Origin of the sequence: Haladaptatus halobius, from assembly GCF_020618475.1 — an archaeon.
In the GTDB taxonomy this organism is placed as follows: Archaea; Halobacteriota; Halobacteria; order Halobacteriales; family Haladaptataceae; genus Haladaptatus; species Haladaptatus halobius.
On the sequence record NZ_CP085340.1, the window covers coordinates 18,686 to 45,222 of the forward strand.

The 26,537-nt window shown below is 51.9% G+C and carries 16 protein-coding genes and 3 pseudogenes; 10 read left to right on the top strand and 9 right to left on the bottom strand.

Translation table 11 applies throughout. The features are described from left to right. Nucleotides 1–471: 471 nt before the first annotated feature. Together LIW51_RS33460 and LIW51_RS38865 are read right to left on the bottom strand one after the other, a co-directional pair. On the bottom strand, nucleotides 472–843 hold the full coding sequence (locus tag LIW51_RS33460; RefSeq protein WP_227380333.1) for a hypothetical protein: 372 nt from the start codon (nucleotides 841–843) through the stop codon (nucleotides 472–474). Between the two features lie 262 nt (nucleotides 844–1,105). Next, the gene (locus LIW51_RS38865; RefSeq protein WP_255767711.1) at nucleotides 1,106–1,234 is read right to left on the bottom strand and encodes a hypothetical protein; all 129 of its coding nucleotides are present in this window, start codon (nucleotides 1,232–1,234) and stop codon (nucleotides 1,106–1,108) included. Between the two features lie 355 nt (nucleotides 1,235–1,589). Here LIW51_RS38865 and LIW51_RS33465 point away from each other — a divergent pair, with 355 nt between their 5' ends. Together LIW51_RS33465 and LIW51_RS33470 are read left to right on the top strand one after the other, a co-directional pair. Next, nucleotides 1,590–2,357 (top strand): formate/nitrite transporter family protein, encoded by a 768-nt coding sequence (locus LIW51_RS33465; protein WP_227380528.1) that lies wholly within the window; start codon nucleotides 1,590–1,592, stop codon nucleotides 2,355–2,357. A gap of 824 nt (nucleotides 2,358–3,181) precedes the next feature. Continuing rightward, nucleotides 3,182–3,330: pseudogene (locus tag LIW51_RS33470) on the top strand (ISH3 family transposase); the annotation flags it as partial. Between the two features lie 49 nt (nucleotides 3,331–3,379). On the opposite strand, the gene LIW51_RS33475 reads toward LIW51_RS33470, so the two are convergent. Next, on the bottom strand, nucleotides 3,380–4,627 hold the full coding sequence (locus tag LIW51_RS33475) for a magnesium transporter (RefSeq protein ID WP_227380334.1): 1,248 nt from the start codon (nucleotides 4,625–4,627) through the stop codon (nucleotides 3,380–3,382). 316 nt (nucleotides 4,628–4,943) lie between these two features. Between LIW51_RS33475 and LIW51_RS33480 the strand changes: the two genes are divergently transcribed. Continuing rightward, nucleotides 4,944–5,315: an SWIM zinc finger family protein gene (locus LIW51_RS33480; RefSeq protein WP_227380335.1), complete on the top strand. Its 372-nt coding sequence runs from the start codon at nucleotides 4,944–4,946 to the stop codon at nucleotides 5,313–5,315. Between the two features lie 564 nt (nucleotides 5,316–5,879). Further along, on the top strand, nucleotides 5,880–6,902 hold the full coding sequence (locus LIW51_RS33485; RefSeq protein ID WP_227380336.1) for an arylsulfotransferase family protein: 1,023 nt from the start codon (nucleotides 5,880–5,882) through the stop codon (nucleotides 6,900–6,902). A gap of 294 nt (nucleotides 6,903–7,196) precedes the next feature. Here LIW51_RS33485 and LIW51_RS33490 read toward each other — a convergent pair whose 3' ends face one another. Together LIW51_RS33490 and LIW51_RS33495 are read right to left on the bottom strand one after the other, a co-directional pair. Continuing rightward, on the bottom strand, nucleotides 7,197–8,450 hold the full coding sequence (locus LIW51_RS33490) for an aryl-sulfate sulfotransferase (RefSeq protein WP_227380337.1): 1,254 nt from the start codon (nucleotides 8,448–8,450) through the stop codon (nucleotides 7,197–7,199). Between the two features lie 256 nt (nucleotides 8,451–8,706). Beyond that, nucleotides 8,707–10,002: a polysaccharide deacetylase family protein gene (locus tag LIW51_RS33495; RefSeq protein WP_227380338.1), complete on the bottom strand. Its 1,296-nt coding sequence runs from the start codon at nucleotides 10,000–10,002 to the stop codon at nucleotides 8,707–8,709. 114 nt (nucleotides 10,003–10,116) lie between these two features. Between LIW51_RS33495 and LIW51_RS33500 the strand changes: the two are divergent. Both LIW51_RS33500 and LIW51_RS33505 read left to right on the top strand, forming a co-directional pair. Beyond that, a pseudogene (locus LIW51_RS33500) lies at nucleotides 10,117–10,976 on the top strand (DNA polymerase domain-containing protein); the annotation flags it as partial. 207 nt (nucleotides 10,977–11,183) lie between these two features. Next, a complete protein-coding gene (locus tag LIW51_RS33505; RefSeq protein ID WP_438267492.1) occupies nucleotides 11,184–13,073 on the top strand; it encodes an SLC13 family permease in 1,890 nt (629 codons plus the stop codon). A 624-nt stretch (nucleotides 13,074–13,697) separates the two neighbouring features. On the opposite strand, the gene LIW51_RS33510 is transcribed toward LIW51_RS33505, so the two are convergent. From LIW51_RS33510 to LIW51_RS33525, 4 genes are all read right to left on the bottom strand, one after another. Beyond that, nucleotides 13,698–15,116, bottom strand: a complete 1,419-nt coding sequence (locus tag LIW51_RS33510) for an APC family permease (protein WP_227380339.1) — start codon at nucleotides 15,114–15,116, stop codon at nucleotides 13,698–13,700. A 484-nt stretch (nucleotides 15,117–15,600) separates the two neighbouring features. Next, on the bottom strand, nucleotides 15,601–17,628 hold the full coding sequence (locus LIW51_RS33515) for a primary-amine oxidase (protein ID WP_227380340.1): 2,028 nt from the start codon (nucleotides 17,626–17,628) through the stop codon (nucleotides 15,601–15,603). A 393-nt stretch (nucleotides 17,629–18,021) separates the two neighbouring features. Further along, a complete protein-coding gene (locus tag LIW51_RS33520) occupies nucleotides 18,022–18,909 on the bottom strand; it encodes a hypothetical protein (protein WP_227380341.1) in 888 nt (295 codons plus the stop codon). Further along, entirely contained in the window at nucleotides 18,902–19,309 is a 408-nt protein-coding gene (locus LIW51_RS33525; protein WP_227380342.1) for a hypothetical protein, read from the bottom strand. Before LIW51_RS33525 ends, LIW51_RS33520 begins: the two co-directional genes overlap by 8 nt. A 129-nt stretch (nucleotides 19,310–19,438) precedes the next feature. Here LIW51_RS33525 and LIW51_RS33530 point away from each other — a divergent pair, with 129 nt between their 5' ends. The 4 genes and pseudogenes from LIW51_RS33530 to LIW51_RS33545 all read left to right on the top strand — a co-directional run bounded on the left by LIW51_RS33530 (nucleotide 19,439) and on the right by LIW51_RS33545 (nucleotide 26,491). Next, nucleotides 19,439–20,518, top strand: coding sequence for a DHH family phosphoesterase (locus LIW51_RS33530; RefSeq protein WP_227380343.1), 1,080 nt, complete (start codon nucleotides 19,439–19,441; stop codon nucleotides 20,516–20,518). 77 nt (nucleotides 20,519–20,595) lie between these two features. Further along, nucleotides 20,596–22,163: pseudogene (locus LIW51_RS33535) on the top strand (type B DNA-directed DNA polymerase); the annotation flags it as partial. 439 nt (nucleotides 22,164–22,602) lie between these two features. Then, the gene (locus LIW51_RS33540) at nucleotides 22,603–22,863 is read left to right on the top strand and encodes a HalOD1 output domain-containing protein (RefSeq protein ID WP_227380344.1); all 261 of its coding nucleotides are present in this window, start codon (nucleotides 22,603–22,605) and stop codon (nucleotides 22,861–22,863) included. 670 nt (nucleotides 22,864–23,533) lie between these two features. After that, entirely contained in the window at nucleotides 23,534–26,491 is a 2,958-nt protein-coding gene (locus LIW51_RS33545) for a PAS domain S-box protein (protein ID WP_227380345.1), read from the top strand. The last annotated feature ends 46 nt before the right edge of the window (nucleotides 26,492–26,537 follow it).

Sequence of the window (26,537 nt, forward strand, 5' to 3'; positions counted from 1 at the left end):
ATGCGTATACCTGCATCGCTCACCCCGGTCAAACCAATGACTGGGTACCGTATGCGAAACTTCTTCACGTGCCCCACGATGGACAGGTGCCAACAACAGCCATCCTCACCCATTGGGAAGGAGGCACCAAACAGACGTATCCATAAATTTCGTTTTAAGTAGTTCTCGCGATAACGGAGAGATAAGAGGAAGATTTTCGCAGGCTACTGCTTCCTGATTGAGTTCTAACCATCGCTATTGGCTTAGATGCAAAGTACATACTCTGGTTAGTGGATCATACTAACATCGAATCCCCCCTCAAATCAACAACCCTCTCATTTGGCCATTAGTCAATTGACTCTGCAATTCGAACCAACTCGTCGCGGCTAAACGGGCCTATTAGATAATAATACGTCCCACTTTCGTCAATGAATTCGAGAACTCCCTTTTGCCTCTCTGGTGGTGCAACAGATGCTCCACGTGGTAGAGAATCTACTTCAACAAATTCGTCTTCAGGTGGGCTGGACTCACCTCTAAATGATCAGTCATTGCAAATGTGCCAGGGCGTCCATTCACCAACACTTCTTCATCAACGCCATACGGATGGCCAGGAACACTCGGATCGTCGGCTGACCGGGCCCTTAGAGTCAAATGTTCACTTGGATCGCCGCTTTCACTCTCAAAGACCATCCAAGCACTCATTCCAAAGTGGCCAACCTCGCTGGCTTCTTGGACATGCAATTGAATCCGTCGATATCCACTTGGAAGAGCAGTTGGTCTCCCGAGTGTGAAGGGAACATCACGATCTGCCGCTTCGATTGAAGCATACCCTTCATGATCGGGACTGAGTTCATCGGACGGCATAGTATCGTATACGCGCTCCACATCCCTAAATCGATAGTATAGCAGTAGACCAGGAGAACGGCGAATTTCTAGCATCTAGTAAAGCGTGCGCAACGAACGATAGGAGCGACGACATACGTCCCTGAGAGCGGCGGGATTACGATCTCGCTCACGTGGGACGCCTACGATTCGCAGGGCTGGGAGCAATTCAGTGCGACCGTTCGCCACGAACTGACCCACGCATGGCGTATGTGAAACCGCGGCTCTCTGGGGGTGCGGTACGTCACCAATCCTTGCGCGGCGAGAGTTCCTCACCACAGCGCCGGTAATACCGCATCGGCGCGTGTGACTCTTGGCCCTCCCCGTTGACCGTGACCTTCCGCCCACAATTATCGCGTTCTATCTTTGGCATCGTTCACCTCCTAAGGACGGATCACACCACCAACCTAGGAATATGACTGGATGTGTGGTAAAGCTACTCGCTCTTAGTCGATTTGTCAATCCGACCGTTCACCTGTGTTTTCCGGGATACTGTTCGCTAGCTCTGCTCAAAACAGACGATGAGCATTTCTGCAGACAGGGAGGGTTGCCAGCGAAGTCCATTATATATGCGGTGATCCTGAGAGGATAGCCCCGAACTGCGGCAGAACCTACGTTAACTTGGCCGTGTCTGGTTGGCCTCTGTCAATATGCCTTTGGCGCGACGGACACATAGCGGAAGTAGCGTGAAAGGATCAGGATCGGAGAGCGCGAACACGGTTGACCCGATGAGAGCAACAGATGTCCTCAATTCATTAATCGAAGGCGGGCTCCACGAGATTAAACGCGAGACGAACGGACTATTACTCTCTGGATTCTCAGCCGGTCTCGATATTGGGTTTGGACCGTTATTGATGGCGGTGATGCTCACCCTCTCACAGGGTAGTTACGGCGATCTCGGGACGGAGTTGCTGCTCGCGAGCACCTACTCCGTCGGGTTCATATTTGTCATCTTGGGGCGATTAGAGCTGTTCACTGAACATACGACCATAGCCGTGATGCCCGTTCTTGATAGACAGGCGTCACTCGGGGAATTAGCCCGTCTTTGGGGCCTGGTCTACGCCAGTAACATCGTCGGCGGTGCGACATTCACCGCGCTCGTGGTCACGCTGATGCCCGACTTGGGCGCCGCTTCACCGGAAGCGTTCGAAGCCATCGCCCTCTCACTCGTTGACCACGATCTTACGTGGCTATTCATCGCTGGCGTGCTTGCGGGCTGGCTGATGGGATTACTCGCGTGGCTGGTTACCGCTGCGCAGGAGACGACAAGCCGTCTGCTTATCATCTGGATCGTCACAGCTGCAATCGGTCTCCTCCACCTCCCTCACTCAATCGCAGGTAACGTAGAGGTACTGTTCGGCGTCTTTCTCTCGCCCGCGGTATCGGTGATGGACTACTTAACGTTCCTCGCACTAGCGACGATGGGAAACGCAATCGGCGGAGTCGTGTTCGTTGCCCTGTTGAAGTACGGCCACGTCGTCCGTGGTGGGGATTAGTGGAGACGTTGCCAAAGAAACGCTGTCTGGTGGGCTCAGAACCGTCTGGCCCTGGTGGAGATATTGTATCCAGATAATTCCTTGTGAAACATCCGTTCAATACAGATTATTCTGGTAACCCTCGTTTCTCACTGTGGTACCGGTGCTACTGGTAGACGTGGTTCAACCCAGACACCTATGGCTGCGGCTCTCAGAGTGCTCAGTATGGTCGAACTAGACAACGTAGACCGGGACAATCTGCACGAACTCTAGGTTAATGCGTGGAATCGGATTGCCCAAGAGATTACCGAAAAGGTCGATGTGTCCGCCAGCACTGTTCGGAATCGAAGAACTCAAAGCCAATGGAATCATCAAAGGCTATCACTCGAAATCGACTACGAGCAGGCCAACCTCCTACTCCAAGTACTCTTCGTCTGTTCGGCACCGCCGACTGAACGGTCGGAGATGGTCGAACAAATACTCGACATTCACGGGTCGTGGACTTCGGGAAACGTTGACCGGTCATCAGAATCTATACTTCGAGACCGTCGAGATCAGCACAGCCGATACTGTCCGCATTACCGACGCTATGCACAACATTAGCTTATCGATCGAGAGTTCAGAAATACTGCGCCAGCTCCGGGTACAACCATTCAACCACTTTTTCTTTACCGACCCGTACGAAAACAAGCAGAATACCGACGAGAACGAGTGAGTACTCATTTCTGGTCGCTCGCAGGTTGTGGAATTTCCTTCTCGTCCTCCCGCTGTTCGCGTGGCTCATCGGCCGGGACGTGGGGAACTTCGTGACGGTGCTCTAGAACGCCTTCGGCGTCCAGAGTGACGTCGAGTTTCCAGTCTACATCATCTTCACCTACCAGAACATACGGTACGACGAACACGGGTGGCGCGTTAGCGGCGTAGCCGTGACGCGCCGTTCGTCGAGACGCCATGCGACGCTCGATACTACTACGTGAAACGCTTCGATATCGACTTTCGGTTTGAGAAGCATGGCCTACGATACGGACGGAGACAGATTGACCTCAAAGAACTGCTTGCGCCAGCCCGAGAAAGATGAAGAACCCTAGGACGTCTGTCGCCGTCGTGATGAAAATCGTCGCCGACGTTGCCGGATCCTTGCCGATCCGGTCGAGTACCAGCGGAATGGTCGTCCCAAAAAATCCGGCGATAACGAGGTTCAGCACCATCGAAACGCCGAGTATGAGGCCCAGGAGCGGGCTCTGATTGAACACCGACGCGATGACCGCGACAAGTACGCCCGTGATGAGTCCGTTCGCGCCGCCCGCAATGATTTCGTTGACCACGGCACGACCCCCGGTCGACAAGGAGATCTGTTCCAGGGCGATTCCTCGGACAGTTACGGCCATCGACTGCGTACCGGCGTTCCCCCCCATCCCGGCGACGACCGGCATGTACACCGCCAGTAGCGTGAACGCCGCAATCGTATCCTCGAACACGCCGACTGCCGCGGCTGCCAAAAACGCCGTTCCGAGGTTAATTATCAACCACTTATATCGATTTTGCACCTTCGAGAGCGGGCCGTCAAGGATACTCTCTTCTTCCTGGACGCCCGTGAATTCATAGAGCGTCTCGGCTGCTTCCTCCTCGATGACGCGGAGGAGGTCTTCGGCAGGGATGACCCCCAAGATGGTTCCGTCGTCATTTAGTACGGCCACCGAGCTTTCGGGATTCTCTCGGAACACGTCGACGACGGCCGTGTCGGGAGTATCATACGTGACCACAGGCGTCTCATGGATATGGTCGTGGAGATCCACTGATTCCCGGTCGATCATTGCCAGAACCTGTCCGGGGAGCTCGCCCACGAGTTTCTCGTCCTCAGTAACGAAGATGATCGGGATCCGGCCAGTTTGAGCTTCGTACCGTTGAACACGTTGTGCGATGGCATTGAGGTCTCGATGTATTCCAACGGTGACGTAGTCCAGGTGCATTAGACCGGCAGCACTCTCGGGACTGAATCCGAGCAGGAATTCGACTTTTTCTTGACGATCTTCATCGAGTCGTCGGAGCACGTCCACTCGTGTGTTTTCGTTCGCCAGTCCTAGTATGTCTGCTACTTCGTCGGGGTCTAGCCTGCGGACGAACTGCTGTAATTGCTCACGATCCATATCCTCGACAAGCGACTGCTGGATCGTCTGCGGTAGGAAAAAGAACACCTCTCGTTGTCGGCTCTGCGATAGTTGTCTGAATTCCGCAGCCGGGGTCGGCGAAGCTGCAATCGCCTGTTGGATATCTGCTAGTTCTCCCTCCATACGTCGAAGGGTTGTGCGTCCATCTAAATGATTACGTTGCCGGACGGTCACTTGTCGTCGCGCATTTTCTCACTATTGCAGCCCGAATATCTGATAGCCATTAAATGCTCAACGGGTCATTTCACTATGTACCGAAGTTTGCTCCGTCAATTATTGCGTCTGCGTTGCGTTTAACCGCCTGTACGTGGATATCCGGAGAATCTGATAGAAATGGCTTTATCTGACTTAGATTCTCGATTCTGACATTCATCTCTGAAGGAAGGTTCGTAGTTACTTACCATTGGAGTAGAACTCTCCCTAATGAAACCCAAGGAGCATGAGTACAAACCCATCCGCAGCCCGTGAAGCTGACGAGACGGCACAGAACCGCGTCCAGTGGGAACAACTCTCCTTCGCCGTCGATGCCCCCGGACTGATCGACGTCACCAATGAGAGCCACGACAACCCCGCTGACCACCAATACGTGGTCTCCATCGACGACGTGACCGGTGAATTGATGGCTTGCACGTGCCCGCATCACGTCCACCGCAACGCCTACTGTAAGCATTTGGGTGCCGTCGAAAACGCAACCGACAACGGGACGCTCACGGCGTTCTCGTCGGAAGACGACGAGACGGACGAAGCCGATACTGAACCGGCAAAGTGCGATTGTGACGGCCTCGGTGATTTCCGTGCTGGCCATGCGTGAGAACGGGATGGAGGAAATTGCCGAACTAATCTATGTTTCCAGTTTTTTATCTATGGTATATCAACTGAATAGTCTCGATGTCACCTGCTTAGAAGTGCTATAGGCACAAATAGTTGTCATTGCACTATTAAGTTTAATATTCGTAAGGTTTACTTATTACACAACAGTAGAGAGGGTTAGTAGATGATTTCCCGAAATCGACCTCGCGTTATGTTTGGCGTTTTATTGCTGCTCTGTATTAGCGTGCTCGCGTCGGGATACACAGAACAGGTAGCCGTCGCTGATCCCACCAAGGCGAATGGCTCACATGGGATCACAGACGTACCGGCTAATGAGATCACTGTCGTTACTGATCACAAAAGTCCGACTGTTGGATCAAAACTCGTCGCATTGAATCCGGACAAAGAAGTGCTGTACTACAACGCGACACTCGACTATTATTCCGATGTTGATCCATCTCCAAACGGAAGATACACCGTTACCTACGTCGGTGTCGAAGACATTCCTAAAAATCAGTGTGACGGCAGGACACGTTGTCGCAGAATCGTCATCGAACGTCTCAATATGTCCACTGATGAGGTTGACCGCCTATATAGTCGTGTCGTCCCGACCTACAGTGGATTTCGGATCCCGTATACGAACCGCTGGCACGACGTTGACCGCATCAACGAAACTCACTTTGCCGTCGCTGATATCGAGCGCGACCGGGTGTTCATCGTCAATACCTCGAGCGAGATCATCACCTGGGAGTGGCAAGCTCTCGTCCACTACTCCTACAAAAGTGGTGGCCCTTACCCCAACGACTTCACACACGTCAATGACGTAGAGGTGCTCCCAGACGGCCGCATCATGGCCAGCATCCGTAACCAGGATGAGGTCGTGTTCATCAATCGAACATCCGGAGTAAACGAGAGTTGGACGCTCGGCGAAGAGAATAACCACACCATCTTGTTCGGCCAGCATAATCCCGACTATATCCCGAAATCCCGGGGAGGCCCCGCCGTCATCGTTGCTGACTCGCATAACGACCGCGTTGTTGAGTTCCAGCGCGTCAACGGCGAATGGAAACAGAGCTGGGTGTGGCAGGATGCCCAGATGCAATGGACTCGGGACGCTGACCGCCTGCCGAACGGGCACACGCTTATCACCGACACGCACGGCAACCGCATTCTCGAGATAAACGAGGATGGCGAGAAGGTTTGGAGTGCGCAATCTAACTTCCCGTACGATGCCGAACGCCTTGGCACGGGCGACGAAAGCGCGGGCGGGCCGAGTGCACAGCGCGCCAACCTTGCTGGGAAGGCGACCGTCGCTAGCGAGGCGAAGGACACAGCAAGCAAGGTGAAGACCAGCGATGACGGTCTGGCTGCCCTGCCGACGAAGACGCTGACCGCCGTCGAGGACACGATACCACCGAAATTGCTGAATGCAGCGCTCTACGTCATGCCGGGGTGGTTCAACGTGCTCGAAGTGTTAGTGCTCATCGTCGGCCTATTTGTCGGCCTGACGTGGTGTCTTGCGGAGGCATACTGGCGCGGATACCGCCTCCAGCTTCCAGTTGGGCATATCAAGAGTGACGAGGGTTGAAGCCATGTCAGTTTGCCATCGCTTAGATTGTTCCGTTCTTTCGTTGGTTGAAGCTCATCAATATACCAAATTTACTAATTTCCGGTTCTAATCGCTGAAATACTTCTTCGCCGTATTCTTATCCCACTAAAATTGTACAGTTCTCGTTTTCAGTGCGCACAGCAGAGGTTGAGATCAGAACCTTCCCTTATCTAGACAGTGCCGCCGTTCTATAAGTTTGTTCTTCCACGGGTAGGACGTGACGAGTCCCATAAATAGACGGGAACAGCAGCGACTCCTTAAGAAACAACGTCCTCATCTTGATGGCCAGAGAGACGTCCACCAGACTTTTATCAGCAACACCCCAGCCCCAGCCCAAAGGACAATGGCGACGAGGACTGCAAGTACGTGCAGTTCGGATACCCAAAATGGGAGTGGAATGACGTGCTGGGTGCCCGTAAGCAGTAGGGAAAGAACTGGAATATCCAAGCTTTGGTCACCGAACTCAGTATCCGATTCCGCTGATTCATAGGGATGTCCATATGATTCACCGTACGGAACACGGTCGGCCTCATACGGCAAATTTGGAACCTGATAGCTGTTGACTACGCTTCCGTTTTGCCGTATCTCGACGACGCGGTTGTTTCGACTATCCGTAATAAGTGTATGGCCGTTTGGCAGACGGTCGGCGTCGCGCGGCCAATCGAGGGCGATTCCATCAATTTCGTACACGACCCATGTTTCCTCCCATTGTCCTGTCGACTCATTTTTGTGAAGTTCGACGACACGGTTGTTCTCTGAATCCGCCACAAGGACGGCCCCATCCCCGAGCCAGTGTGGGTTGTGTTGCTTGTTGAGCAGTGTTGGATCGCGATCCTTGTTTATTACTTCAACGACCCCTTTTCCGCGTTCGACGATGATGAGTTGGTTGGTGTTCCGTACCGAGACGAGATACCGACCCGGTTCAATCCGATCGACGTCGTTGATATGGAGCCAGTCGGTTTGTGTTGGATCTGCCGGCGCATCGTAGTACTGACTCGCGTTCCAGACCCATGTTTGCTGTCCGGTAGAGAGGTTGTACGTGTAGATACTCTCGTACTCCATGTCCGCGACGAGTAGCTCGCCCGAGGGAAGCATCTCTGCGTCGTGGACTTCGCTGTCTTTCCGCGTGCGAACTGGGTAACTCCACTCACTGGTGACCGTCGGCTTTGGTTGTGGGTCGATGAACCGAATGCCTGTTCGTTTACAGGGAGGAGTGTACGGGCCGCACCGCTGATATTTATCGGCATAGGTCGCCAATACCGTTCCGTTGTCAAGGTATGAAACGCCCTGATAACTAATAGCGTTTCCAATGCTCCACCGCACACTCCCATTGTTATCAAGTGCAGTCACATTTCCGCCCCAGCCTGGGCCCTGCACACCGACGAGGATAGTGGTATTGGTTTGTGATGTTATCTTCGTCGTGTTCGGTGCAAGCGCCCAACTGGCACCGAACGTTACTCCGACAAGGAGTATTCCCGTTATGATGAGGAAAAATGGTAACCTTATTACATCAATGCGTAGTTGCATACTCGGTGTATCTCCCAGCTCGGTATCGATTCTCCTTTTGCGGAAAGTTATATTTCTACTTGGTACTTCTGGCCCATATCCGATAAGAAACGAACCTCGTTTTTAATACAGGAATCAGAATTCATATTACACTCACCAGTGTCGTTACATGACCCCATTCCGGCTCGGCAACGGCGATTTGAGCCGAGTATGACAGACTAATTAAAACATAGTTCGACTAGTCGTACACTACTCTCATACCCGAAATGGGATGTGATCAGAGGAGTAGGCCTTGTTCTTTTAGATCCGTCACAGTGACAACCTCGACATCACTCTTTTTGAGATAGTCCAATACGGATTTGAACTGCTTTTTCGAGAAGCCATCACTCCCGAATTTATGGAATAGCAACACTGACAGTTGATTATAGCGGGCGGCGTAGTCGATCGCGCTCTTTGTCTCTTGCATGCTACTGTCACCATAAATACGTGAGATGAGCGTATCTTTCGTAATCACCGGAAGGGCGTTTGGTGAAGCACCGAACGTCATCGTCAGGTCGAAATGCTTCTGGGCGAGTTCGAATGTGTTCGGTCCAACGACGTTCTTTGGGACGGCCATATACTTATGTCCCTCATACCCGTATTGTTTGAGCCAGCCCTTCGACTGCTTCATCAACTTTTCCTGCTCTTTTCGCGGGATCTTGTTCATAGGGCTTGATTGAACGTTCGGGTGAGCAATCATATCCCAGCCATCCTGCACCATCTTCCGCATCTGGGACTGTGTCAAGAAGCCATCGTCGTAAATCGCCTCGGTGACGACGGCCTCAACACCAGGGAAGCCATATCCTTTCATCATCTTGTACGCGGTTGTGAAGTGTGATGCGAGTCCGTCGTCGAAGGTGAGCATCACTTTTCCTTTTTTTGGCGTGGGGACGGTTTTGAGGTCGTCGACGAGGAATTCGATAGGCGTGGTCGAGTTGGAGTCCTCCGGCCGTCCGATGATATAAATCTCGTACACCTTTGAGAGATCAATCGTTTTCACGCGCTGGTCGCCTGTGACGCCAAGGTTGATGCGCACCCATTTCCCCTTTGGCCCGTAGAGTGTACGTTTCATCTCGACGATGTGCCCCTGGTCAGGAGCATACAGTTGTACAGCGATCTTCGAGTAATCGTGGGACGTGCATCTATACATGAGCGAGAGGTTCTTCCCACTCAGATCAACTGGCTTCCCGCCGAAGTTCGCACGGAATATCTTGCCTTCTTTCGTCTGTTTACTCCCGACGATGTGGGCGGCTGTTGATCCCTGATACGCCTTCGAACTTGCTTTTAGCGTCCCTTGCTGCTCGACTGCGTGCCACTTCTTGATGTTTTTGAAGTCCTCGAAGGTCTGGACGGTGGACGAACTCTTGGTTTTGGAGTCGTCCTTTGGAGCTGACGAAGTGGTCGTACTCTGCTTGAGTTGTTTCTCGGGGTTCTCTGTGGACTGCGAGTTGCTTGGAGGGAAGTACCCGGAACAGCCGGCGACACCAACAGTGCCAACAGTTGCGAGGAACGTCCGCCGAGTGTGTCGGCTCATGGCACTTCACTATATTCACTGTACGTCCTTTCCTATACACGCCCTAATAGGCGCCTTAGAGAAGAAATTCATAACATAACTATAATCTATTACTCTTCTCCACCTCTATTTCTATCTATCAAGTGGATTTTGGTCTCCTGTTTCGGCTATCAGGGCTTTTCGAATGCGAAGTTCGGGAGCATCGAGTGCCACGAGGCGATCAACGCGTTTGCGAGGGAGATTCTCTTGGAGACGAAAGCGGTACTCGAGAAGCACGGGTGGCGAATTGTGCATGGCATCGTTGATAGCGTGTGGGTGACACCGATTGAAGGCGAAGAACAGACGTCGCTGTCTGCGCTTGCCTCCGAGATTTCTGAGCAGGTGGAGATCCGCCTGGAACACGAAGCGCACTACGACTGGATTGCGTTCGTGCTGTTGCGTGATTCGGATGCTGGTGCGTTGACGAAGTACTTCGGGAAGGTCGCTGGTGAAGACGAGTACAAGTATCGAGGGATCGAGTGCCGCCAGCGGAGTACACCGTCGTATATCGATGATACACAGAAAGCGTTGATTCGAGTGGTCGATGAGGACCATGATCCAGAAGCTGTTTGTGAGGAATTACGGGCGTGGGTTGATCGGCTTGAGCGTGGGGCGGTCGATCCGAGTGAGTTGGTGATCACGAATCGTGTTTCGAAAAAGCGGGAGGACTACACACAATCGACGCGGAGTGTGATGGCATTGGAACGGACGGCGGATCTGGGGGTGGTTCGTGCGCCTGGTCAGAGTGTGTCGTATGTTGTGGTTGATGATGCGAAGTGCTCGCGAGAACGGGTGATGTTGGCGAGTGAAGAGTTAGACGAGTATGATATCGAGTTTTATCGGGATTGTAAGTTCGTACAGCAGCGAGTGTGCTGTCGCCACTTAGGTGACGTGAATCGAATATCGAGCAGGAGTTGAGGCAGTACACCGAATCCAGTTTGCAGTCGTTCGGTTGAGGCTTAAAAGAGTCATCAAAGTTGCTGCATACCTCATATTCCGTTCTAGACAACCGGAGGTGTTCGATATGGATTCGCTCACATTGTGCTACAGCACGCTTTCACTATCTCAGATTCACCATGACTAGTATCTTTTCGATAACTTATGAGAAGAATTTGCAATGGTATTAAGATGGTTGAATGTATCCGTTGTGTATGGTTCTTACTATGGCCATAGCGCAAGTGGGGGCAATCCCACCAATCACAACTAGCATGCTAGTTGTATTTGGAATCGTCCTCCTCACGCTTATTCTCTTTGTGACAGAATTATTGCCGATTGATGTCACCGCAATTCTCGTAATGGTTTTGCTTATGTTCCTGAAGCCCTGGACCCAAGTCTCCGTTTCAGAAGGGATCTCAGGCTTTTCGAATACAGCGACAGTTGCCGTCCTTGCGATGCTCATTCTTTCAACAGGGATCAGTAAAACGGGACTCGTTCAAATCATTGGGCGAAAGATGGCTGATTTCGCTGGAAACAACCCGACGAAACAACTCATTGCGACGATCGGAGTCACGGGACCCGTCTCGGGATTTATCAACAACACCCCAGTGGTTGCCATCCTCGTGCCAGTTATTTCTGATCTTGCCCATGAGGGGAACACGTCTCCTTCGAAACTCCTCATCCCGCTCTCGTATGCCTCAATGTTTGGTGGGATGCTCACGCTTATCGGAACCTCGACAAACCTGCTTGCATCCAGCGTTTCCGACCGACTGATTGGGCGGTCGTTTTCGATGTTCACCTTCACTGGCCTTGGCGTTATCGTACTCGTTACTGGCTCTGTATACCTGATGACCATTGGTCACAGACTTATCCCTGAACGCGTCCCTGCGCGCGAGGATTACATCGAGGAGTACGATCTGCAAGGCTACGTATTTGAAGTCATCGTCCGTGACGAGTCGGCAATTGTCGGAAAAACCGTTCAATCTGCGATCGATGAGTCACAGTTCGATGCGGACATCGTCCAATTCATCCGCGACGACGAACAGTTCTTCGAAGGTATCGCGAGTAAACGAATTCAGCCAGGGGACATTCTCACTGTTCGTACTGATCGAGAGACACTTGATGTCCTCCGTAAACAGGAGGGTCTTTCACTCGTCGGAACACAACACTCCGATTCGGAACTCGAACCGGACGAGGGTGAAACACAGACGCTCGTCGAAATTGTAATCCAATCTGGGTCTTCACTACTCGGTGAAACGATCGCAACATCGTCATTTCGTGAGCGATATGACGCAAGTGTGCTTGCGTTCCGATCCGGCGGGAAGACGATACGGAGTCGGCTCAACAATATCGGACTACAGGTCGGTGACACGCTCCTCGTTCAAGCCCCAAAAGACAGTATCGACCGGCTTAGTCGTAATCCCGAATTCATTGTCGCCCATGAATCCGAATCTCCGGACTATCGAACAGAGAAAATTCCGTGGGCACTCGGTATTATCATCGGAGTTGTCGGCCTGGTGGGAATACCATGGGAAATGCTTGCGAATATCACTGGTGTTCAGGTGTTTGCCGGTGTTGAATTTAGTATTGTCCAAACGGCGCTTGCCGGAGTCGTGCTAATGGTTGTCGCTGACGTGATTAAGCCTGGTGAGATATACGAGGGCGTCGACTGGAGTGTTATTCTTCTACTAGCGGGCGTCATTCCGCTAGGCGTTGCCTTGGAACAGACAGGCGCAGCGAACCTCCTAGGTTCAGTTGTTGCTGCAACCGCGGGTTTCCTCCCACTCATCGGTGTTTTGTGGGTGTTCTATATTGCAACTGGGCTCATCACAAGCATCATTAGTAACAATGCGAGTGTCGTCTTGATGATTCCTGTTGCCATTGAAACGGCCAAAGATATCGGTGCCAACCCGTTTGCATTCGTACTCGCAGTGACATTTGCAGCCTCAACCGCGTTTATCACGCCTGTCGGATACCAAACGAACCTGTTCGTTTATGGACCAGGTGGGTACAAATTCACGGATTATACGAGAGTTGGCGCGCCGCTTCAGCTTCTTCTCTCAGTCGTGACGGTTCTTGGGATCGCGGTCATCTGGGGAGTTGGCGCACCAGCCTAACCCTTGGATCACTTCGGAGAGTACGATTATAGGGGAATTGAGTGTTGACAGCGAGGTACGTCGGTAAACACCGACGTTATGCAGACGGAACTCATTGGAACGGTGGATGTGTATCGCGACCCGGAAGCAGTTTATGGGGTGCTTCGTTCGTGGATTGATCGACTCGAGCGCGGGGCGGTTGATCCGAATGAGTTGGTGATCACGAATCGGGTTTCGAAGCAACGGGAGGACTACATGTAGTCGACGCGAAATGTGGCGGCACTAGAGCGGGCGGCGGATTTGGGGTTGGCGCGTACTCCTGGTTAGAGTGTATCGTATGTGGTGGTTGATGATTCGAAGAAATCGCGGGAGCGGATGATGTTGGCAAGTGAGGGACTGAGTGAGTACGATGTTGGGTTTTATCGGGAGTTGCTGGTTCGTGCAGCAGTAAGTGTGGTATCACCGCTTGGGTGGCGTGAATCGGATATTGAGGAGGAATTAGGAAGCTATACTGATTCGAGTTTAAAATCCTTTATGTGATTGTGGACTTGGCATTGTCGAGAGACGAATTTCATAGTGAAGGACATACCTGTCATCAAATGGCATAACAGCAGTTACCGCTATTCAAGCAAAATAACAAGTGGATCAGTCTTCGGGGTGATCTTGGTTGGTAGTCGAGGGGGATACCCTGGCATCAGTCAATGTTTCGATCGTGTTGAGATCGGTTTCCTCCATGAAACTCGTCCAGATCACGGAAAACAAAATACTTAACGCGAACAAGAGTAACCCAATAACAATTAATTGATATGATCCTTTATAAGCCTGCCAGAGCACGAGTAGGATAAGTCCGATACCGATAATGTATACACCGATGTTCATACTAAACGGCCGATTTAGTTCTGGATGGGTATACCGGAGTTTTATCGCTAATGCAAACACCCAAAGGTAGGCGAGAAGCCAGACCGCAACAGAAGCGTTTACCAATGTAACAACGTTTCCGGAGAATAGCCGAGGGATGTTGAAGAGAATTGCAGTAACGATAATTGCTGCCCAGGGTGCCTTGGATCGCGGATGGACTTTAGCTAAAAACGAGGGGAGAAGATCTTCACGAGCCATAGCGTAGATGATGCGTGGAATTGCTGCGTACAGGACGATTACTGTTCCAAGCGTCGCTGCAAAACTCGCAATGCCGACGACAATTTCGCCCGATGTCCCAAAGAGGATACCTGCAATCTTGATCTGCGGAGCATTGCCTGTATAGATCTGCGGTTGGTTGAGTGGACTTAGCACCGCCATAATTCCAAACCCCATCACGACAGTCATAAAGAGGACTGCAATAACCCCAATTACGCCACCCTTCGGCAAATTCTTCCCAGGTTCAACGATCTCTTCTACAAGCGGAGTTGAGAATTCAAGTCCCACAAATGAGAACACCGCAAGTGCGGTTACAGACGCAATAGCTGAGAATCCTCCTGGTGCGAAGTTCGTAGTATACAGTGAGAGATCCGGGGGACCAGCTTGGCTTAGGCCCGCGAGTGCGCCAATCCCCAAGAGGACGCGAACGCCAACCATGATGATGACGAGAATTATTTCAACGGCAACCGCCAGTCGAAGTCCAGCGAGATTCAAGCCGATTGCAATTAAATTGATGATGAGGATCCACAATAACACCGAGCCGAAACCAGTCGACTGGACCATCGCACTTGCACCAGCGATGAACTCTCCAGATGTTGCAAAAGCAAGTGCTATCCAGTACGCCAGCGCCGTTCCAACTCCAAGTACAATTGCCGTACGCTTATTGGTAAATGAGCGCTTTGTGAATTCGAATATTTGACCTGCCTTTGGGAACATTGTTGCGAGTTCAAAATAGGCAAACATGACTAGAACGTTGACTGTGAAACCGATCAGGAGCGCCAGGAAATACCCCGGTCCAGCAGCGCCGAATCCATTAAAGTTCCCTGCAAATGTCGTGCTAGCGACTACCAGTCCAATAGCCGATGCTGTGACCCCTTTCCAGCCAATGCTTCTTTCTAATTCCGTATCTCCTTGTTCCTGACTTGCCATCTGGTACCACATCTCTCCTTTTGAAATAGGATTATAAATAATCGTTGTATAATAAAATTATAATCAAATTCATAATCATTGCTAGCAAGAGTATGAGAGCTTCAATGAATTCCTTCATTCCCTGATGAATATAATTGTAGAGAATTGGATAACTAAACCTGTGATACACCCCAGCTAGTTTTCGATATCGACTTTTCTAGCACGCATTGAGATAATGTAAAATGAGATCGAGATTGGTTCTTCTGACAAACGCCGGTCGTAGGTCTACAATGTAATAAGTATTCGAAGCACATGGCTTGTAGTTCAGCCACTGGGAACAGGACAGTGAATAACGATTCCATCGGTCCCTCAAACTAACACATGTGACCGGAATGATCGGGTTCTCGATCGCCGAAGTAGATGGCCACGACTATTCAAACAAAGTCATCGATCTCTTTGTATTCAGAGTGATGTGGCGGACTGGATCATTGCAGTGATGGTATATCTACGCATCGTCTGTCTCAGAGGACATGCAGTTACTGTGATCAGGGACGTTTTGATTGTCGATGGTATGTTGAGGTGGAACGTCCATTGCTGGACTCCGCTCGAAGAAGTTCACTGGCTGAAGTTTAAAGCTATAGACCTGTACCGGAAGGATGGGCCAGTCCTCCGGGCGAGTAACGTGATTTACGCCGAGCGAATACCAGAGTACAAGATCTTCCTCCTCAATATTCCGATCTTCGCTAGTCCATGCTTGGAGTCCGGCGCCACCGGGATGTTGATTCGGGAAGTCACCCGCGGGGAACCGCTCATCTTCACGGAAAGGTGTCGCCCACAAGTGATACTTGATAAACCCGGAGCGTTTCATCACACTTGAATCGGGTTGGGCAGCAGCTTTGACATTATTTCCAGGGAGCAGTCGATAGCCAGTCGACTTACCGAGACGATTTGTGCGTTTAGGATTGACAACTTGCCAATATCTACCTTTGAGCGGGTCGATGAGGTCTTTAGCTTCCTCCTCGGTTGTGAGTTTTTCACGTTTTGCATAAAAGGCGTTCCCACCGGGATTGTGCTTTCGCTCATCTACATCACTCAATGGATCTATACCATCCGGACCTGTTGGGATTAGCTGGTTTTCGACCCGAAACAGAGAATTGGGGCCATCGTCGATATTCATATCCAGTCGGAAATTAAAGAAATGCTGGTGAATGGGTGCATTGAGTTGTGGGGCTACGAGTTCACCATATCCTGCCGGGTCATCGTCAGGGCCGACCGCGGAGATATTATCAATTCCAGTCAGTCGAACTTCTACTTCCATTGAGGCGTCTTGATAGAAATACCAGTTGAAAATATAGTCATAGTTTCCGACTGCTGCAACAAAAGAGACGACAAGCCGTCGTCGTCGTCGAACCTCCTCCGATTCGGTACGCCAGTCAGATCTTTCCCAAAGGGTACCGTTATCCTCCTCGTGCAGGCAAATTGCGTTCTCTACCACATTCACAGATCCATCGGCCATATTCATCGTCGCATCCCAGTAGTGCATGTGGCCGAGACAGTCACATCCATTCGTCAACGATTTTGCGAGACGGCCAATGTTATACTCGCCAATGTCCATCGCATCCTTGAATCGATCATTGATGCTTTGCTCGCCGTAGGGAACAGACATCTCGGCACATGACGCTCGATCGATAATAGAACGGACTTCTCCATCATCCTCATATCCGATATTATAGAGGACGAGACCTTCACGTTGGGTCCAGCCAACGCGCATTTGCCAGCCTTGCCATTCGAGTTTACGGCCGTCGACGCTCCAGCTTGGCCCATCGGGTTGGTCAACATTGTAAGCCGTCAAATCATCCCGAAGATCGACGTCTTCTTCTCGATAGACCATTCCTTCGGGAGGAAACGGATCATTTTCATCCGGTGGGCCATAGTCGACAACCTTCAGAACCTCCATGCGATCAAGATCTACGAATGTATGAAGGCCCGATACCGGTTTCGCGTATCCTTCATCCCCGGTATCTTCGCTCGGACGAAGGTACGTCAGGCCGTGAGCAAGCCGTTTCGACCGGTCAACATCTTCAGGTATGAATTCATAGCCAGCTGACCATGGATCAACTATTCCACGATCTGTATTTTCAACACCGCGTTGTCTTAATGCCTGTTTCCACGCCTCATTCGTCTTTACAGCTTCCTCGCAGGCAATGAATTCTTCAATGGCAATTGAGGGCTGAACCTCCTCAATGTGTTCCCACGATACTACTGTTTGTTTTGAGAGCGAGACAACGGCTTCGATCGTTTTCCGCTCGGCACTGACACGAATAACTATTCGGGCTTGTCGGTCAGGCCACACATCATTCGTATCGTATTCACGAAGGGAATCCTTCGTTGGCTCCTTCAGTTCGATTTTGATGCACAGACTCCCTTCTCCAACATCGTATTCGTCAGTGAGGATTTCGTACGCAATTTCAATCTCTTCGTGAGTCAATGGGTCAAGCGGGTGGTCTATAGAGGCTACGCTATTCTTTACCATACCGAGTTCATTCAAACCTTCGTATAAATATTTTTGCGTGTTACGTAGATAGCATTAAAATGTGCAGACCGTTTCTTCGTGGATAAATCCCCACCGAGCAGGGTTCGTGGATATATTAATCACGATTTAAAACAAAATAAATGACGCTCATCCAGCGAGATTATACACGAGTCCTTTCGTTTGTGAGATCTGATTACACTGTCGTAATCTCCTCCAGACGACCAGTGTAATCAGCTGCACTGCTTCATTTCTTCTCTTCGTGGCTCGAAGAGAAGAAGAAGCAATTACACCCTACAGTAGCCAACCGTTCATTCTACCCTCAGAGGGGGTGCAAGTTGCACCCCCTCCTCATCTCTTGGGGATCGTCGATTACGGTCGGTAGCTCGGTGGTGATTACGACACCGTAATCTCCTTCGTGATGCTCTCGTCTTTGTCGGACGTGATTGCCGCTGCTGACGAGAGAACATCGAACTCTTCGTCCGCGTTCTCTCTCACCGTGTCTATGTCTGCCTGATTGTCACTGCCGTCGTCGCTTCTCTGGTTGTTAGTATCCGCGTCCTCGTTTCCTGTGTTGACTTGCTCCATCTGTGCTGCAAAGAACGACTCCCATTCGTCTTCGTCAGCCACGAGAACGTTTTTCTCGTTGCGGTGTTTCAGCGTGACAAGATTGCTGTCGTCCTCTGGGTTAGGCGTCTCACTTCGGCTCGTTCCTCGTGCGACGAACTCCATGACACGGCGCACTGTGTTTGGGTTGGTGTCAAGGTCATGCTCATCGAGGATCTGTTTGACGAGCCATGACGGGAGTCGCATCTTCCCATGGCCTCGTCGTGCACGCTCGTGGAAGGTTGCCCACACAAAGGTTGCACGCTCCTTGTTCTTCGAGAGGTCATGACTGCCGGTCTTCCGAGCAGCTGTATCGCGTTGAATTTGCAGTTGGTTCCCAGTGCCATCGAGATCGAGAACGTCGCTCACGTCGACCTCACCGCGTTCGAGATTGTCGATGCATTGGTCTTGGTCGTCCAGTCGTTCACCGTGTCGTTCGACGGCTTTGCCGAGTGGGTATGGTCCGACCCAGAGATTCTCCGCTTTCTTTGCTTCTCCCCGCCACTCGATGGGGGCTTGCTCCTCGAGTTCCTCAATTCGCTGGTCTTTTTCGGCGACTTCCTGTTCGAGATCGTCAATTCGGTCGGTGAGCGACTGAACACGCTCGGCGAGGTCGCTGACCGAACACTTGTCCAAATCGAGCGCACTGGAAGCTCCGGAAGTGGTGGTGTTACTCATCCACACGCACCTCCGATTTGACCGTCGTGTCGTCTGCTGGCGTTGAAAGTCGGGGGAAATGCGCAATCGTGGTAAGCGAACCGATACAACGGGCGGTCGTGTCACTGGCCGTGTGGGTGTACTCAAGAACAGTCATGGACGACTCGAGGTGGCTTGCTGTGCAGTGGTAGGTGGCTTGTTGCAGTTCGTCCTGTGCAGTCGTGGTCACCGGCGGTGCTGTCAGCACCAGCTGTGGTGCCTGACTCGTCACGGGGTGTGTCTCTCTGACCGTCAGAATGGTTCGTGGCAAGTCAGTCGTTGTAATGCAAACGCGATCACCGGGCGAGAGACGACGGGTGAGCGCCTCGGCATCGCAGGGATTCAACGGCGTGGGAATGATTGAACGCTGTTCGGTCGTCACGCCTGTGCACCTCCTTTGTTGATTCTGACCACATGGCAGCAACGATTATATATCTCGACCTCCTGTTTCCAAATCATACGAGCCTCCTTTATCAGTTCAATCACCGGGTCAGCAGAAATCCCGTCCACTATGTCACAACAAGCATCAGACGACACACTTCTCGAAGAAACGAAGCTCGATGCTTCTACCGAAATCGATTCGCTACTGGCCTGTCTATCCGACACATCCAGACTCGCCATTGTGTGTCACAACAACCCCGACCCAGACTGTTTGGCAAGCGCACTCGCGCTCGAACGAATCGCGATTGACGCTGACGTGACCGACGTCACGTTGCTGTACAGCGGCGACATCTCTCATCAGCAGAACCGCGTGTTCGTGAACAGCCTCGACATCGACCTCAAGACATTCGACGACGTCGACGTGGACAACCACAATACGATCGCGCTCGTCGACAGTTCGATCCCAGGAGAGAATAACGGCTTGCCGCCGGACACCGACATAGACATCGTCATCGACCACCATCCAGGGGAGGAGCCCGACGCGGAGTTCGTCGCAAGACGCGAAGAAGCCAGCAGTACGACGACCATCCTCGTCGAGTACCTCTACACACTTGACGTCCAACTCGAAAGCGACCTCGCGACGGCCATGTTGTTCGCGATTCGTCGAGAGACGCTCGACTTCATTCGCAACGTGACTGAGAAGGAATATCTCGCGGGGTACTACCTGCACTCGTCCGTGGATCCAGATCTCCTGCGCAAGATGGACAATCCGCCGCTCTCGGAGATAACGCTCGACGCCATCGGCACGGCAGTTCAGACCCGGACGGTACAGTCAGCGTACCTTGTTGCAAACGTCGGCCGGACTACCGAACGTGATGCGCTCCCGCAGGCTGCTGATTACCTGTTGAATCTGGAGGGCGTCGAAACCGTCCTCGTGTACGGTATCAGCGAGGGAGACATCGAGGTCAGCGCACGTTCGACCGATTCGCGTGTCAACCTCGGCTCGCTCCTCGATGACGTGTTCGGTGACCTCGGCGAAGCGGGCGGGCACGACGACATGGCAGCGGCGAAGATTCCAATGGGCCTCTACGCGGACGCCTGTAATGGTGAGATCGAGGAAGACCTCCTCAAGATCACTGAAAACCTCATTGAACGACGATTCTTCACGTACGCAGGATACGAGGACACCGACATCTCGAACGGCGCGTGATAGGACGGAAGCCGCTAATATCGCCGTGTACCAGAGCTACCCTGAGGAACTCACCGGCTTCGTAAAAAAACGTAATGATGACTGGGAGTGGCGAGAACGTGTTGGTGACATTGTCGGAGCGAGTCGAACGTGCTGACCCGGATGTTCTCTTCCTGAATACTAATCACCTCATTCCAGTTCTCGTCACGTACGAAAGCTACGGACAAGTCGGACATTCCCGGCCTGCTACAACCTCTCCGGACGGGTGATTATCGACGGCTCGAATACGTTCATGTGGAATCAGACGAATCTCGACGGCTGTCTGTATCTCGTCGAACAATCGGGCAAACCACTGCAGGAGTTGGCGTGGTCGTCAATCGGGAATATTCTGACCGGGATTCAGATTCAGGAAGCTCGTGATCAGGATGTGCTTGTCCCGTGGCACTCGTGGCGACATGAGAAGTCCAAAACGATGCGCCAGCTGCACGATGCCGACCGGGGCGGGTTCACGTTTGCGTCGAATGTTGGCCTACACGAGGACATCCATGAGCTCGACTTCTCCTCGTTGTATCCGAATATCATCGTCACGCGGAACGTGAGTCCGGAGAAGATCCGCGGTGAGTGTCACGCCGATCGGGAGGACGTGCCGGGCATTGGCTACTCGATTTGTAATGAGCGAGGCTATCTTCCGGACGTGCTTGAGCCGTTGATTGAGGATCGTGATGCGATCAAGGCCGAGATTCGCGAGACTGAGGACAAGGATCGTCGCGAGGAATTGGAAGGCCAATCAAGTGCGATCAAGTGGATTCTGGTCTCCTGTTTCGGCTATCAGGGCTTTTCGAATGCGAAGTTCGGACGAATCGAGTGTCACGAGACGATCAACGCGTACGCCAGAGAGATTCTCTTGGAAACGAAAACGGTACTCGAGGAGAACGGATGGCGCATTGTGCATGGCATCGTCGATAGCGTGTGGGTGACACCGATTGAAGGAGAAGAACAGACGTCGCTTTCGGAGCTTGTCTCGGAGATTTCTAAGCAAGTGGAGATACGGCTTAAACACGAAGCCCACTACGACTGGATTGCGTTTGTACCGTTACGTGGTTCGGATGCTGGTGCGTTGACGAAGTACTTCGGGAAGGTCGCTGGAGAGGATGCGTACAAGTATCGGGGTATCGAGTGCCGTCAGCGGAGTACGCCGACGTATATTGACGAGGCCCAGAAAGAGCTGATTCGAGCGGTAGGTGAGTACCATGATCCAGAGGCGGTTTGTGAGGTGTTGCGGTCGTGGGTTGACCGACTGGAGCGTGGGGCGGTCGCTCCGAATGAGTTGGTGATCACGAATCGGGTTTCAAAGAAGAAGGAGGACTACACGCAATCGACACGGAGTGTGGCGGCATTGGAGCGAGCGGCTGAGTTGGGGTTGGAGCGTGCCCCTGGTCAGACCGTGTCGTATATAGTGGTGGACGATGCAAAGCAGTCGCGAGAGCGAGTGATGTTGGCAAGTGAGGAGTTGTTCTATTATATAGACTACTGGACGTAGTCGGCAGTGTTCTTATGCGTGATATGGTTTCGCACTACTGTGTTGTCGCCGCTTGGGTGGCGTGAGAAACGCATTGAGCAATTCCTCTTGAGTCATAGCGAAACCAGTCTCAAATCGTTTCTCTAATGATTACCAGTTCAGTGGATGGATTTATTGCACGCCTGCGTCTCCATAGAAGCAAAAATCATGTCTATGTCGAGACTTTCAAACAGTGATAAGTTCTTGATGCCGCTTGACGGGTTCGAAGATTTTTCTGCCGAGAGATGCCTCGAGAGTGCACCGCCGTTTGGTTTTTCGTCTCTGGCAGCTGGCACCGTGTCCAACGATGTTCCCCCTACGTGTTGCTATGTTGCTCGCTATGAACCGGGCTGTATCAGAGCACTTTGATCTCGACCGTGGAAAATAAACGATGACGGCACGATCGACGCTCTCGATACGAATTTAGAAGCGCCTTCGATATTGTAGATGACAAACTAACAGTGGTAGTCTGGGTATATCGCTTCGAATCCATATTAGCCAATATCATTATTATACACGTTCGAATATCACTAAGTGGTGGATGAGGATGTGGGTAACGACACAATTAGGAAAGCGTTCTGATGGAGGTAAAGTACAAGTCCATGAAATCGTTGTTGAAGCCATTAAAGAACACGATGAAATCGACGTAGATTTGGGGGATTGGACACTCTATGATTACATAGACCCTGATGCTCTTGACGACCTTTTCAACCATGAGGGGAATACAATTACATCTGTGAAGTTCACGGTACAAGGAGCGACTGTTACAGTCTGGCAAGATAGTGAGATTCATGCGAAGGTGGAGTAGGTGAGCCTGGTGTAAGGAGTTGAGTGATGTGCAAACGGAAAGTGGTGTCGCAGAAATTCCGTTACTAGCACGCTCTGCTATGATATAATGACGATGCATAATGCTTCACGAGCAACTGCTGAGAGCTAAGACGCCTTTTATCATCCGCTAACGCATCCCTCTACGCTGCTCATTGAACGGATTGTAGCGGTCGCCGACGCAGCCGAGTGCTCAAATCGTGAGCTTCCCCTTTTCTGTAAAGTCGTTGATTCCGGTTCATTGGATTACCTCTCCTCACCAATCTATGAGGGGAGATACGATTAGACAGCCAGATTTAGTTTACCTGTGAAGGCTACCAAGTCGTGGTTTACAGTACAGGCGACGTGACTGTGAGCCCACTCAACGCGGCTATTGGTATTTAGGGCGAACATGGGAGTAGTCAGTGAGAAACAAGAGGACAAGGCTGTTCGAGAAGCGCTGTCGTCTCCAGGGTTTTGAAAACCTGTTTGACCGTACTATTATCCGGTAGGACGGAGCTAAGTTTGGATACATTAGATCCGTCCTACCGCTTCCTTGTGATACCTTTTGTACCACCGCTTACGTTGTATCTAACCGATGGGACACCGCGCTTGAGAGCTTCCGAGGTGCCGCCGACGGAACTACTTTGCCCTTTGGAATCAACACCAGATACATGTCATCACCAAGCTCTTCAAAGGATATCTATGAAGAGACCCTCACCGTCTTTGAGCAAACCAACCATCCGAACGAACCCCTCACCTCGCCGGAGGTTGCCGAAGCTCTTGGTTGTCCACGCCGAACCGTCTATAAACGGCTGGAGAACCTCGTCGACAAAGGTGAACTCAGGACGAAGAAAGTCGGCTCGAGTGCTCGGGTATGGTGGCAACCACCCACGAATTCGACTGATCATACACCCACAGCTTCAGGAACCGATAACAGCGAACAAAGGCGGCTTGAAGACGAACTCCGGGCGACAAAGACCTGGTATCAACACCTCGTCGAGCAGACCCTTGTGGGCATCTATATCGTCCAGAACGGGGAAATGAAGTACGTCAATCCGAAATTTGCCAACATTCTTGGCTATTCTCAGGACGAAGTAATCGGGGAATCGGCACTGGACTTTGTGGCGGAGGACGATCAAGCCCTGGTCGCTGAAAACTTCCGCAAACGTGAGCACGGTGAGGTCAACGCGATCCGATACGATGCCAAGGCCAAGCATGCAGACGGCACATTGGTTGACGTCGAAGTACATGGCGGTCTGATTGAGTACAAGGGAGAGCAAGCGATTCTCGGTATAATGGTTGATATGAGCGAACGAATGCAGCGTGAGCGGGCGCTTGAAGAATCAGAGCGACGCTATCGGACACTTGCCGAACACTTCCCAAATGGCGTCGTAGCCCTGTTTGACCACGACCTTCGGTATACGCTTGTCACGGGATCGCCCTTCGACAATGCTGAACTGTCTCCCGAGGATATCGAAGGGCGGCCTGTCGGCGAAACGGCGTTAGACTCAAACGAACTCCTCAAGGAACACTATCAGGCAGCACTGTCGGGAGAAAAACGGACATTCGAGATCGAATGGGGCGGTCACGTCCTCCAAACATGGACACTTCCGGTGAGAGACGAAGCTGGATCGGTGTTTGCCGGGATGGTGATGACACAGGATCTTACCAACCGCATCGAGCACGAACGCGAACTTGAACGCTACGAGACGATCTTCGAGACGATCAACGACGGCGTGTACAGTGTCGACTCCGAGGGTTGCTTTACGATGGTCAACGAGGCGTACGCCAAGATGGTGGGCCACGACCGCGAGGAGCTGCTTGGAGAACATGTCTCACTGGTGGTCGATGAGACGGTCGTCACCACCGCCCAGGAAATCGAGCAGGACATGAGGACAAGCGAGCGAGCCCCATCGAAGGTTGAGGCGAAACTCCAACAGGCCGACGGTGGGACGATCACTGCTGAGGCGACATTCGCGCTCCTACCGGGTGATAGCACGCATGAACGAGTGGGGGTCGTCCGTGATATCTCCGAGCGCAAGGAACGAGAGCGCCAGCTCGAACAGTACGAGCGCCTGGTTGAGACAGTAGAGGATGGCGTCTACGCCGTCGATGCGAACGCTCAATTTGTCACCGTCAACGATGCCTTCTGCGAGATGGTCGGCTGGGAGCGTGAGGAGCTACTTGGGCGGCACGCCACGACCGTTCACGCCGACGAAATCACGCCGCGTGCCGAGAAACTCGCCGCAGAAGTAGCCGCAAACGAGCGCGATGACGCGACCATCGAGCTCGAACTTCATACCAAGCACGGTGATCGAATTCCGGCAGAGAGCCGACTCCGTCCGTTTCCGATTACTGGGGGAGTGGGCCGATGTGGAGTAGTTAGAGACATCAGTGAGCGGAAAAAGCGTGAGCGTGACCTCGAACGGCAGCGTCAAGAGCTGGCAGCACTCAATGATCTTCATACTGCCGTCAGAAGCGTAACCGACCTTGTGATTGAGCAGTCCACACGAGACGAAATTGAACAACGCGTCTGTGAACAGCTCGCCGAGTCAGATATCTATGACTTCGCCTGGATTGGTCAACTCGCCCGGAACGGCAAAGAGATTACTGTTAACGCGACGTCAAAGGAGACCGAGCAACTGGCCGAGACCACTGTCCCACTCGACGAGAAGGCTCCGACAGAACATGGGCCGGTTGCACAAGCAGCGAATACACGATCACCGCATCTCTCTTGGGATATTTTCGAGGATTCAACCTACGATAAATGGACGATCGATAGAGACTATCAGGATCACTCGATGTTAGCTGTTCCAATCATCCATGACGGTAGATTGTACGGCGTATTAACTCTCTATACCGACCGTTCCTTCGTAATGGGTGACGTTGAGCAAGAGATCATCCAGCAGCTTGGGGAGGTTATCGGCCACGCAATCACGGCGATCGAGCGCAAACAATTATTGCTGGCTGACCGTTTGATCGAAGTCGAATATCATTCGAAGACGTTGGCTGAGCCCTTCATAGAGGCGACTGACAGTGACCTTGATATCTCGATTGATCGAACTATCCCGCTTGCCGACGGTGAATTCCTTCAGTATTACACGTTCGATGGACTCACGGCAGAGCAGCCCCACGAACTTCTCAGAAAGTTTTCGTCGGTTACTAACGTTCGCGTCCTCTTCGATAAGGGAGAGCAAACTAGGGTTGAGGTTCGGACGTCAAGCGATACAATATCGTCGCTTTTCACTACGTTTGGAGGCCGCACGAAAAATACCAAGATAACGGACAATGAGCTGCGGATTATCGGTGAACTTCCAGCGACAGCACAAATACGCGAAGTGACCGAGGCAGTGAAGGAAATTTATCCAGACATGATGTTTGCTGGGCAGCAATACGTGACTCGCCAGCAGATGCCTCCTGCAGAGTTGCGAACCGTGTTTGAGGACTCACTCACAGATCGGCAGCGGATCGCGCTTGAGGCAGCGTTCTATTCTGGATTTTTCGAGTGGCCTCGAAAGAGTTCTGGTGAAAACGTTGCTGAATCTCTTGACATTAGTTCGTCGACTTTCCATCAGCATATTCGTAAGGCTGAGAAGAAGCTTCTGGGCGTAGTGTTCGCTGAGACTTAACACCAAGTTCTTCAATCAGCCTTATATTTCCGGCATTCGGATTATG